The sequence below is a fragment of the Halomonas sp. BN3-1 genome (assembly GCF_003056325.1).
Lineage (GTDB): Bacteria > Pseudomonadota > Gammaproteobacteria > Pseudomonadales > Halomonadaceae > Halomonas > Halomonas litopenaei.
The window spans coordinates 152,946-164,610 of sequence record NZ_PYVV01000014.1 but is presented as its reverse complement, the minus strand read 5'-3'; the positions used below and the strand labels follow the sequence as shown (position 1 = coordinate 164,610).

The following is an 11,665-nucleotide window of genomic DNA, read 5'->3' as shown; positions in this document are numbered from 1 at the left end:
CCATGGCAACGGCGGTGTCCGTAGGCTGACGTTTTGGCGAATATCAGCTTACTCGGATTTACCGCCGTTTCTCTATCCTGCCTGTCCTCACGCGCCTTGCCCGTTTCACGCTAATCTGCGATGAACCTAAAAAAAGGCGCCCATCCTTCGACAGGCGCCTAAACGATCGCAACCGGCAGTGATCGCCAGCCGGTCAGCACGAAACTGGACAGGAAACTTGGCAGGAAACAGAAAACCCGCCCTCCGAAGAGAGCGGGTCTGAATCTGGCGCGCCCGGGAGGATTCGAACCTCCGACCACCTGATTCGTAGTCAGGTACTCTATCCAGCTGAGCTACGGGCGCGTAGGCAATGAAACTCATTGCGATGTCGTATTCCAGGAAACTATCGGAATGCAACGTAGGAGAAGATGGCGCGCCCGGGAGGATTCGAACCTCCGACCACCTGATTCGTAGTCAGGTACTCTATCCAGCTGAGCTACGGGCGCGTATCAATCTCTTGATGCACCAGGCATCCAACATGCCTGATCATCGGTACCCATGAAGCCGCTTCACGACATGCATCGTAAAATGGCGGAGAGGGAGGGATTCGAACCCTCGATGAGGCTATAAACCCCATACTCCCTTAGCAGGGGAGCGCCTTCAGCCACTCGGCCACCTCTCCCTCATCGGCACGGTGCGTATCCTACCGAGACGTAAGGCCTTTGTCCAGCCCGAGGCGAAAAAAGTTCTCCGCTCGGCCACCACCTTCACTCATCATCGGCAGCGCCATCGTCAGCCTTCTCGCGCTGGATGCGCTGGTAGATCTCTTCACGGTGGACGGCAACGTCCTTGGGCGCATTCACGCCGATACGCACTTGATTTCCCTTCACCCCCAGAACGGTGACGGTGATATCGTCCCCGATCATCAGGGTTTCGCCGACGCGGCGTGTCAGGATGAGCATGACTGATCTCCTTCTCAGACTTGTTACGTGAGTCGCTACGCCGTCACGCTTCCGGACGACGTGCCCTCTTTCTTGGTGGCGAGCACTAGCGACTCATGACACCTGATTGTGCCGTTTAAGGGAAGCCCCCGGCCGAATTGGCGAGGGGACTCCTTAAAGCGTAGAAGGTGTGCGCCGCGCCGAGAAACTTATTCGCTCTCGATATCGGCCTTGTCGAGACCAAATGCCTTGTGCAGCGCACGTACTGCCAATTCCATCTGCTTCTCGTCGATCACCACGGAGATCTTGATCTCCGAGGTCGAGACCATGCGGATGTTGATGTTTTCCTCGGACAGCACGCGGAACATCTTCGAGGCGACCCCGGCGTGTGAGCGCATACCCACCCCTACCAGAGACACCTTGGCGATATTATCGTCGCCACGCAACTCGCCACCGCCCAGATCGGGGATGACCTGCTGCTCGAGGATGCGCATGGTCTGCTTGTAGTCACCCTTGGCTACGGTGAAGGTGAAGTCGGTGTAGTCACCGGCCGGCGCCACGTTCTGCACGATCATGTCGATCTCGATGTTGGCGTCGGCGATCGGGCCCAGGATGCGCGAGGCCACGCCCGGCACGTCCGGCGTGTTGAGCAGGGTCAGCTTGGCTTCGTTGGCGGTGAAGGCGATGCCTGAGATCAGCGGTTCTTCCATGGAATCCTCGTCTTGTTCGGAGTCTGCAACGATCAGGGTGCCGGGGCCGTCCTCGAAACTGGACAGCACGCGCAGCGGAACATTGTACTTGCCGGCAAATTCGACGGCGCGAATCTGCAACACCTTGGAGCCGAGGCTGGCAAGCTCCAGCATCTCCTCCACGGTGATCGAATCCAGGCGCTGGGCCTTGGAGCAGACCCGCGGGTCGGTGGTGTAGACGCCGTCCACATCGGTGTAGATCTGGCACTCGTCGGCCTTGAGCGCGGCCGCCAGCGCCACACCGGTGGTGTCCGAGCCGCCACGACCCAGGGTGGTGATATTGCCTTCCTCATCGACCCCCTGGAAGCCGGCGACCACCACCACCTGGCCAGCGTCCAGGTCTTCGCGCATCTCGTCGGTCTCGATGCGCTGGATACGCGCCTTGGTGTGGGCGCTGTCGGTCATGATGCCGACCTGAGAGCCGGTGTAGGACGTTGCCGGCACGTCCAGCTTGTGCAGCGCCATCGCCAGCAGCGAGATGGTCACCTGCTCGCCGGTGGACACCAGCATGTCCATCTCACGGGGGGTCGGCTCGTCGTTGATCTCGTTGGCCATCCCGATCAGGCGGTTGGTCTCGCCGCTCATGGCGGAGACCACCACCACGACCTGATGGCCCTGGTCGCGGAAGCCCTTGACCTTCTCGGCCACGGCCTTGATGCGCTCCACCGAGCCGACCGACGTCCCACCGAACTTCTGTACGTATAGTGCCATATGCCGTCTTCCTCGCTCGTTGGATTCAATGAATGAAACTGTTGTCTCTGCGAAGTTTTGTCAGGGCAGAAAAAAGGGCCGGGGACCCTCTCGAGCCCCCGACCCCAGAGGGATCACAATTTGGCGTCCACCCAGGCCGGGACGCTCTCCAGCGCCGCCGGCAGTGCATTGACGTCGCTACCGCCGGCCTGGGCCATGTCGGCACGACCGCCGCCCTTGCCGCCGACCTGTCCGGCGACGTGATTGACGAGCTCCCCGGCCTTGACCCTGGCGGTCAGATCATCGGTCACCCCGGCGATCAGGCTGACCTTGCCGGCGGCCTCGTCGGCCACCCCCAGCACGATGATGCCGGAGCCAAGCTTGTTCTTGAGCTGGTCAAGCACGCCACGCAATTCCTTGCCCGACACGCCATCCAGGTGCGTCGCCAGTACCTTGACGCCCTGAACCTCTGTGGCGCTTGCCAGCATGTCGCTGCCGGCGGCGCTGGCGAGCTTGGCCTTGAGCCGCTCGAGCTCCTTCTCCAGGCCGCGATTACGCTCGACCAGGCTGTCGACGCGCTCCTCGAGCTGCTCGGGCTTGGCCTTGAGGCGCTCGGCCACACGCGCAAGGCGCGCCTCCTGTTCGCCGAAGTAGGCCAGCGCCCCCTCACCGGTGATCGCCTCGATCCGTCGCACGCCTGAGGCGATGCCGCTCTCGGCGACGATATGACAGCAGCCGATGTCGCCACTGCGGGCCACGTGGGTACCCCCACACAGCTCGATGGAGAAGTCATCGGCACCGATGGTCAGCACCCGCACGCTGTCGGCGTACTTGGCCTCGAACAGGGCAGCGGCGCCCTTCTCCTTGGCCTCATCGAGGGTCATGCTCTCGATCCGGGTCGGCGCATTGGCCAGCACCTGCTGGTTGACCAGGCGCTCCACTTCCTTGAGCTGTTCGGCGCTCATTGCCTCGAAGTGGCTGAAGTCGAAACGCAGGCGCTCAGGCGTCACCAGCGAGCCCTTCTGCTGGACATGATCGCCCAGCACCAGACGCAGGGCCTTGTGCAGCAGGTGGGTCGCCGAGTGGTTACGCACCGTCGCCGCACGCAGGCTCTCGTCCACCTGGGGCGTGACCTCGCTGCCGACCACCAGCTCACCTTCGAGCAACACCCCCTGATGCAGGTGATGCCCCGCCTGTTTCTGGGTGTCCTTGACCAGGAACCGTCCGCCCTCGACGTTCAGGTAGCCGGTATCACCGACCTGGCCACCGGACTCGCCGTAGAAGGGGGTGCGGTCCAGCACCACCACGGCGGGATGCTCAGGCGTCAGGCGCTCGAGCGCATTGCCTTCGCTGTCATAGAGCGCGACCACCCTGGCGTTGTCCTCGAGGCGATCGTACCCGGTGAACTCGGTCTGGCCCTCGAGCTCGATGGTGGCGCTGTACTCGGCGCCGAACTGGCTGGCCGCCCGGGCCCGCTCACGCTGCGCCTCGAGCTCCCGCTCGAAGCCTTCGGCATCCAGGGTGACGCCCCGCTCACGGCAGACATCGGCGGTAAGGTCATAGGGAAAGCCGTAGGTGTCGTAGAGCTTGAACACCGTCTCGCCCGGTAGGGTGTCACCGTCGAGCGCGGCCAGCGCCTGTTCCAGCAGGCCCATGCCATGATCCAGGGTGCGAGCAAACTGCTCTTCTTCCTTCAGCAGCACGCGCTCGATCTGCGCGCGAGCCTGGCGCAGTTCCGGGTAGGCCTCGCCCATCTCGGCGTCCAGCGCCGCCACCAGGCGATGGAAGAAGGCTCCCTGGGCGCCCAGCTTGTGACCATGGCGGATTGCCCGACGAATGATCCGCCTGAGCACGTAACCACGACCTTCGTTGGAAGGCAGCACGCCGTCCGCGATCAGGAAGGCACAGGAACGGATATGGTCGGCGATCACGCGCAGCGACGGCGCCTCCAGGTCGCTCGCACCGGTCGCCTCGGCGGCGGCCTTGAGCAGATTCTGGAACAGGTCGATCTCGTAGTTGGAGTGGACCCCCTGCATGACCGCGGCGATGCGCTCCAGCCCCATGCCGGTATCGATGGACGGCTTGGGCAGCGGCTTCATCTCGCCGCGGGCGTCGCGATCGAACTGCATGAACACCAGGTTCCAGATCTCGATGTAGCGATCACCGTCTTCCTCCGGACTGCCGGGAGGGCCGCCCCACACCTCGGCGCCATGATCGTAGAAGATCTCGGAGCTGGGACCGCAGGGGCCGGTGTCGCCCATCTGCCAGAAGTTGTCTTCGTCCAGCTTGGAGAAGCGCTCGGGATCGATACCGATCTCGTCTTTCCAGATGCGTTCGGCCTCATCGTCACTGACGTGGACGGTGACCCACAGCTTGTCCTTGGGCAGTCCAAGCACCTCGGTCAGGAAGGTCCAGGCAAAGCCGATGGCGTCGCGCTTGAAGTAGTCGCCGAAGCTGAAGTTGCCCAGCATCTCGAAGAAGGTGTGATGACGCGCGGTGTAACCGACGTTGTCCAGATCGTTGTGCTTGCCACCGGCGCGCACGCAGCGCTGGGAGGAGGTAGCCCGCACATAGTCCCTGGGGTCACGCCCGAGAAAGACGTCCTTGAACGGCACCATGCCGGCGTTGGTGAACAACAGCGTCGGATCGTTGCCCGGCACCAGCGAACTGGACGGCACGCGGGTATGACCCTGTTCTTCGAAGAACCTCAGAAAGGCCTGTCTGATATCTGCGCTTTTCATGAAATATCCGTGGCGATGAGCGATAGAGCGCGTCGAACCGGCCCACTGCCGTGGCACGCCGGAGCATCCGAGCATGAAACCGCGACCCGGGGCTGTCGCAAAAGGGGACATTATAGCGTAGTTGTCAAGCGACTAAAGTGGGTCGTGCAAAACCGCATCCGAGAAGGCCCGTCTGGCGGCGGTTCAATGATCGCCGAGGGCCCGTATCGCCTCGCGCACCTGGTCGAAGTCGAAACCGCGCCCGGCCAGAAAGCGTTCACGTCGAGCACGTTCCCTGGGATCCGCTGGCAGCTCTCGGCCGAAGCGCCGCTCCAGCGCTTCACTGGCCAGTCGATACCAGTCGACGGACTCCTCGCGCTCCAGTTCCGCCAGCGCCTCCCTGGCCAACGCTCGATCGACGCCCCTCTGGCCCAGTTCCGCCAGCATCTTCACCGGCCCTTGCCCACGCATCAACCGACCGCGCAGAAAGCTCTCGGCGAAGCGCCGGTCGCTCTGCAGGCCTTGATCGGCAAGCGCTTCCAGGGCCTGCTCAATGTCCTCGAGGGCGTGCCCCTTGGCCAGCAATCGCCCTCGCAGCTCTTCACGGCCGTATTCGCGTCGAGCGAGCAGATCGATGGCGTGCTCGCGTGGGGACATCTGGCTGGCAGCCTTGTGCATGTCATCTCCTGTTGGCACGGGACGGCGAGCACTGACGGCGCGAGTCCCCTTTCACAAACGCCTCGGGCCCCTGTCGAGGGGCCCGAGGAAAATCGTACGTTGCGACGTCACAGGCCGGCGTGCCGGCCTGCCGCGAGTCGACCTGCTACAGCAGATCGTCGCCAAGGTCGTCGCCAGCGGGCGCCGCGGCTTCCGCTTCCTTCTCGCTCTTCTTCGGCTCCGGCTGGGTCAGCAGCTGGGCACGAATCTGGGACTCGATCTCTTCCATGATGGCCGGGTTGTCCTCGAGGAACTGGGCGGCGTTGGCCTTGCCCTGGCCGATCTTGTTGCCCTGGTAGCTGTACCAGGCGCCGGCCTTGTCCACCAGCTTGCACTGAACGCCAAGGTCCACCACCTCGCCGGCGTGGTAGATGCCCTTGCCGTAGAGGATCTGGAATTCGGCCTGACGGAAGGGCGGCGCCACCTTGTTCTTGACCACCTTGACCCGGGTCTCGTTGCCGGTGACCTCGTCGCCCTGCTTGACCGAGCCGGTACGACGGATATCCAGACGCACGCTCGAGTAGAACTTCAGGGCGTTACCGCCGGTGGTGGTCTCGGGGCTACCGAACATCACCCCGATCTTCATGCGGATCTGGTTGATGAACACCACCATGCAGTTGGCGTTCTTGATATTGCCGGTAATCTTGCGCAGCGCCTGGGACATCAGTCGGGCCTGCAGGCCGACGTGGGAGTCGCCCATCTCGCCTTCGATCTCGGCTCTGGGCGTCAGCGCCGCCACCGAGTCGATGATGATCACGTCGACGCCACCGGAACGCACCAGCATGTCGCAGATTTCCAGCGCCTGCTCACCGGTATCCGGCTGCGACACCAGCAGATCATCCAGATTGACGCCAAGCTTCTCGGCGTAGCTGGGATCGAGGGCATGCTCGGCGTCGATAAAGGCGCAGGTTTTGCCGTCCTTCTGGGCCTGGGCGATCACCGACAGTGTCAGGGTGGTCTTGCCCGAGGACTCCGGACCAAAGATCTCCACCACTCGACCATAGGGCAGACCGCCGATGCCAAGTGCGATATCGAGACCCAACGAGCCGGTGGATACCGACGGCATCACCACCCTGGGAGCGTCTCCCAGACGCATCACCGTACCCTTGCCGAACTGGCGATCGATCTGGGAAAGGGCGGCGTCCAGCGCCTTGCTGCGGTTCTGATCCTGCGCCATTACGGAGCTCCTGTAGACAATGGATCGGGGTCGAGCGCCTTGCCCGAGTCCCCATCGGGCCCTGCGCCGGACCCTGGCAATTACTGTATGACTGAACAGTAGTATGACGAAATTTGCGGACGACGACCAGCCCTTCGAGGTGACGAATCGAGCGCATAGGGCAAATCAATAGTGGATGAGGGGTTGATCGCTGCGCTGGCACACCCGCGGGGCCGGAACGCTTGCGCCACACGCCCGGCGCACGGCGCTGGGCGCTACGCCCACGGCCACCTCAAGGGCACCGCCGGCTGGGCTCAGGTCAGGCTCTCGAGCCGCCTGATCAGGCCTTCGAGCGCATGGACCACGGCGGCCTGGCGAACCTCATCGCGACCGCCGGCAAAGCGCTGGCGATCGGCCTCGAGCCGCCCGTCGACGGCGAAGGCAAACCACACCGTACCGACAGGCTTTTCAGCGCTGCCGCCATCCGGACCGGCGACGCCACTGACCGAGACGCCAAGTCGGGCACCACTGTCGCGACAAGCACCCTCTACCATCGCCTCCACCACCGGCTGACTGACGGCGCCATGGGCGTCCAGGGTCTCGCCGGGCACCCCCAGCAGCCGCTGCTTGGCGGCGTTGGAGTAGGTCACGTAGCCGGTCTCGAAGTAGCGTGAACTGCCGGCGATATCGGTAATGGCAGCGGCCACGCCGCCACCGGTACAGGACTCGGCGGCGGTCACCGAGACCCCACGCTCGACACACAACTCACCCAGCCGAATCGCCAGGCGACGAACACGATCGTCTGCATTTGTCATCGCAGGCCCGTCTCTTGTGGTGAAAACAGGGTGTCACGATACGACATCACGACAACAATGACAGGCTCGTCGTCGCCTCGGAAACGTCTTGCCACGACAACCGCGACAACAAGCCGACAGGTACAGCGCCCACCAACGCATCGCGGCGACCGAGGTCGCCGCGACAGTGATACCCGTCATCCAGGCAGGTTCAGCGCTTGGCAATGATCCAGATGGCGTGAACGATACCGGGAATATAGCCCAGCAGGGTCAGCAGGATATTGAGCCAGAAGTGCAGACCAAAGCCCACCTGCAGGAAGACGCCCAGCGGGGGCAGCAGGATCGCGAGAATAATGCGTACAACGTCCATATGACAGCTCCTTTGAATAGTCCGTAAAGACAGTTCCTTGTAGGCGACTCCTTGAGAGAGTCCCGCAAGGGAAGAGAGTTCCTTGAAAATCGCTCCGCACTCACCAGAAAAGGCGTCGACCGATCACCCACAAGGGTAGACGGACACCCTCTGGCCCCACAAATGCTGCATCGTGGATACATCATGCTGACACGCCTGGCCCCCGGGAAGAAAGCCCGAGACGGATCTCGGCACAGCGGTACAGGCGCGCCCTGCGCCCATGCTATCCTTGACGCCTTTCGCCAGCGTCCCTCGCGATGCCGGCCCGCCGCCGACGACTCATCAACATCGCTTCGAGATCCCATGAACGACATGGCCAAGCCCAGCGCCCCCAGCCATACGCCGATGATGACCCAGTACCTGCGGATCAAGCGCGAGCACCCCGAGGTGCTGCTGTTCTACCGCATGGGGGACTTCTACGAGCTGTTCTACGAGGACGCCAAGCGCGCCGCCGCGGCCCTCGACATTACCCTGACCCAGCGCGGGCAGTCCGCCGGCAAGCCGATTCCCATGGCCGGCATTCCCTATCATAGCGCCGAGGGCTACCTGGCACGCCTGGTCAGCGCCGGCGAGTCGGTGGCGATCTGTGAACAGATCGGCGACCCGGCCACCTCCAAGGGGCCGGTGGAGCGCAAGGTGGTGCGTATCGTCACCCCCGGCACCCTCCACGACGAAGCCCTGCTCGACGCCCGCCGCGATAACCTGCTGGTGGCGATCGCGCCCCAGGGGGAGCGCATCGGCCTGGCCTGGCTCGAGGTTTCCAGCGGCCGCTTCAGCGTGCTCGAGGTGGAAAGCGAGGCAGAGATGCTGTCGGAGCTGACCCGCCTGGACCCGGCGGAGCTGCTGGTACCGGAAAGTACCGAGCTGCCGCCGGCGCTTGGCGAACGCCGGGGCCTGCGTCGTCAGAGCGACTGGCTGTTCGACCACGAGAGCGCCCATCGGGTGCTGTGTGACCAGTTCGGCGTGCAGGACCTCAAGGGGTTCGGCTGCGCCCACCTGCACGCGGCGATCATCGCCGCCGGGGTACTGGTGGACTACGCCAGAGACACCCAGCGCAGCGCCCTGCCCCATGTCACCGCCATCGGCGTCGAGAGTCGCGACGACACCGTGGTCATCGACGCTGCCAGCCGGCGCAACCTGGAGATCGACACCAACCTTGGCGGGGGCGGCGACAACACCCTGGCCAGCGTGCTCGACACCACCACCACCGCCATGGGCTCACGCCTGCTCAAGCGCTGGCTCAATCGACCGCTGCGTGATCGCGAGCAGGTCATGGGGCGCCAGGCGGCCATCAGCCTGCTGCTCGACCATGACGGCCATGAGCCTCTGCGCGACGACCTCAAGGCGATCGGTGACGTCGAACGCATTCTGGCCCGGGTGGCCCTCAACAGTGCCCGCCCGCGGGACCTGGCACGGCTGCGCGACGCCCTCAACGCCCTGCCGGCACTCGAGGCGAGCCTTGCCGGCTACGCCGACGGCACCACGCTCGACGGCCTGCGTCAGCACATTCGCCCCTTCCCGGAGCTGGCCGAACTGCTGACCCGAGCCCTGGTCGACAATCCTCCCGTGGTGATCCGCGACGGCGGCGTCATCGCCAAAGGCTTCGACGACGAGCTCGACGAGCACCGGGGCCTGGCCGAACACGCCGGGGACTACCTGGTGAAGCTCGAGACCCGCGAACGCTCGCGCACCGGGCTTGCCGGGCTCAAGGTCGGCTACAACAGGGTTCACGGCTACTACATCGAGATCCCCCGTGCCCAGGCCAAGGAGGCCCCGGCCGACTATATTCGCCGCCAGACGCTGAAGAACGCCGAACGCTTCATCATCCCGGAGCTCAAGGAGTTCGAGGACAAGGCGCTGTCGGCCAAGTCCCGCGCCCTGGCCAGGGAAAAACTGCTGTACGACAGCCTGCTCGACAGCCTCAACGCCGAACTTGCCAGGCTCCAGGCGACGGCCAGGGCGCTGGCCGCACTCGACGTGCTGTGCACCCTGGCGGAGCGAGCCCGGGCGCTGGATTTCGTCCGCCCGACGCTGTCAGAGACCCCAGGCTTCGATATCCGCGGTGGTCGCCATCCGGTGGTCGAACAGGTCAGCGACGGCCCCTTCGTGCCCAACGACCTGCGCATGGACGACGATCGCCGCATGCTGGTGATCACCGGCCCCAACATGGGCGGCAAGTCGACCTACATGCGCCAGGCGGCCCTGATCACCCTGCTCGCCCACAGCGGCAGCTTTGTGCCCGCCGACACCGCCACCATCGGCCCGGTGGATCGCATCTTCACCCGCATCGGCTCCAGCGATGACCTGGCCGGCGGGCGCTCCACCTTCATGGTGGAGATGACCGAAACCGCCAATATCCTGCACAACGCCACCGACCACAGCCTGGTGCTGATGGACGAGATCGGCCGGGGCACCAGCACCTTCGACGGCCTGTCACTGGCCTGGGCCAGCGCCGAACACCTGACCCGTACCCGCGCCTTTACCCTGTTCGCCACCCACTACTTCGAGATGACGGCGCTGGCCACAGAGGCGCCGGCGGTGACCAACGTCCACCTGACCGCCGCCGAACACAATGATGGCATCGTCTTCATGCACCGGGTCGAGGACGGCCCCGCGAGCCAGAGCTATGGCCTGCAGGTGGCCCAGTTGGCCGGTGTGCCCCAGACCGTCATCGCCGAGGCACGGACCAAGCTTGCCGCCCTGGAGCAGCAGGAGATCGATCATGGCCGCAGGAGCGCTGATCCGGATGGCGGAAGCCGACACCACCAGTCCACCCCCCAGCAGGCGGACCTGTTCGCCAGCGCCCCCCACCCTCTGGTGGAAGAACTCGGCGGCCTGGCGGTCGACGACCTCAGTCCACGCCAGGCACTGGAACTGCTGTACCGCTGGAAGTCGGCACTGTGAGGCCCTTGTGAGGCATACTCTTGCCCGATAGCGGCGCGAGGACTAGAATGTGGCACCCAAGGACCGTAGATTATAAAAAGCCATTTCTATATAACATTAAGGCTTAAGACGCGCCGGCATGTTACGCCGGACGCGAAGGTTGCATGGCCTGCATGGGCGCCACGCCGCACGCACGTCACCAACGACCCGGGCGAAAGCCACCACTGTACAGAGAGGCCGGCAAGGCGCTGGCCCGAGGAAGGGAGACTGGCATGACATTCGTCGTCACCGAAAACTGCATCAAGTGCAAGTACACCGACTGTGTCGAGGTCTGCCCGGTGGACTGCTTCTACGAAGGCCCCAATTTCCTGGTGATTCACCCCGACGAATGCATCGACTGCGCCCTGTGCGAGCCGGAATGCCCGGCCGAAGCGATCTACTCGGAGGATGAACTGCCCGAGGGCCAGGAACAGTTCCTGGAGATCAATACCGAGCTGGCGGAGGTGTGGCCCAACATCACCGAGAAGAAGGATCCGCCGGAAGACGCCGAGCAGTGGGACGGCAAGCCGGGCAAGCTGGAAAAGCTCGAGCGCTGAGCCTAGCCGCCAGGCAGTACCTGAACAAACG

Annotated in this window: 9 protein-coding genes and 3 tRNA genes; 2 read left to right on the top strand and 10 right to left on the bottom strand. The window is 64.1% G+C overall.

Annotation, left to right across the window (positions count from 1 at the left end; all coding sequences use genetic code 11):
* Positions 1 to 265: 265 nt before the first annotated feature.
* From C9F12_RS18270 to C9F12_RS18225, 10 genes are all read right to left on the bottom strand, one after another.
* Positions 266 to 342 (bottom strand) — tRNA-Arg (locus tag C9F12_RS18270).
* A gap of 66 nt (positions 343 to 408) precedes the next feature.
* Positions 409 to 485: transfer RNA gene (locus C9F12_RS18265), tRNA-Arg, on the bottom strand.
* 83 nt (positions 486 to 568) lie between these two features.
* Positions 569 to 661: transfer RNA gene (locus C9F12_RS18260), tRNA-Ser, on the bottom strand.
* An 85-nt stretch (positions 662 to 746) separates the two neighbouring features.
* Positions 747 to 941 carry a carbon storage regulator CsrA gene (csrA, locus tag C9F12_RS18255; RefSeq protein ID WP_045991125.1) on the bottom strand — a complete coding sequence of 65 codons (195 nt, stop codon included), beginning with the start codon at positions 939 to 941 and terminating at the stop codon, positions 747 to 749.
* A gap of 188 nt (positions 942 to 1,129) precedes the next feature.
* A complete protein-coding gene (locus C9F12_RS18250) occupies positions 1,130 to 2,380 on the bottom strand; it encodes an aspartate kinase (protein ID WP_045991126.1) in 1,251 nt (416 codons plus the stop codon).
* Positions 2,381 to 2,493: 113 nt separating this feature from the next.
* Complete coding sequence (gene alaS, locus C9F12_RS18245; protein WP_108449775.1) at positions 2,494 to 5,100, bottom strand: alanine--tRNA ligase; 2,607 nt, start codon at positions 5,098 to 5,100, stop codon at positions 2,494 to 2,496.
* 183 nt (positions 5,101 to 5,283) lie between these two features.
* Positions 5,284 to 5,757 carry a regulatory protein RecX gene (locus tag C9F12_RS18240; protein WP_108449774.1) on the bottom strand — a complete coding sequence of 158 codons (474 nt, stop codon included), beginning with the start codon at positions 5,755 to 5,757 and terminating at the stop codon, positions 5,284 to 5,286.
* A gap of 145 nt (positions 5,758 to 5,902) precedes the next feature.
* Complete coding sequence (gene recA, locus C9F12_RS18235) at positions 5,903 to 6,973, bottom strand: recombinase RecA (protein ID WP_045991129.1); 1,071 nt, start codon at positions 6,971 to 6,973, stop codon at positions 5,903 to 5,905.
* Positions 6,974 to 7,266: 293 nt separating this feature from the next.
* Positions 7,267 to 7,767 carry a CinA family protein gene (locus C9F12_RS18230; protein WP_045991130.1) on the bottom strand — a complete coding sequence of 167 codons (501 nt, stop codon included), beginning with the start codon at positions 7,765 to 7,767 and terminating at the stop codon, positions 7,267 to 7,269.
* Positions 7,768 to 7,957: 190 nt separating this feature from the next.
* On the bottom strand, positions 7,958 to 8,116 hold the full coding sequence (locus tag C9F12_RS18225; RefSeq protein WP_045991131.1) for a YqaE/Pmp3 family membrane protein: 159 nt from the start codon (positions 8,114 to 8,116) through the stop codon (positions 7,958 to 7,960).
* 351 nt (positions 8,117 to 8,467) lie between these two features.
* Here C9F12_RS18225 and mutS point away from each other — a divergent pair, with 351 nt between their 5' ends.
* Positions 8,468 to 11,059: a DNA mismatch repair protein MutS gene (gene mutS, locus C9F12_RS18220; RefSeq protein ID WP_108449781.1), complete on the top strand. Its 2,592-nt coding sequence runs from the start codon at positions 8,468 to 8,470 to the stop codon at positions 11,057 to 11,059.
* A 251-nt stretch (positions 11,060 to 11,310) separates the two neighbouring features.
* Entirely contained in the window at positions 11,311 to 11,634 is a 324-nt protein-coding gene (fdxA, locus tag C9F12_RS18215) for a ferredoxin FdxA (protein WP_045991132.1), read from the top strand.
* The last annotated feature ends 31 nt before the right edge of the window (positions 11,635 to 11,665 follow it).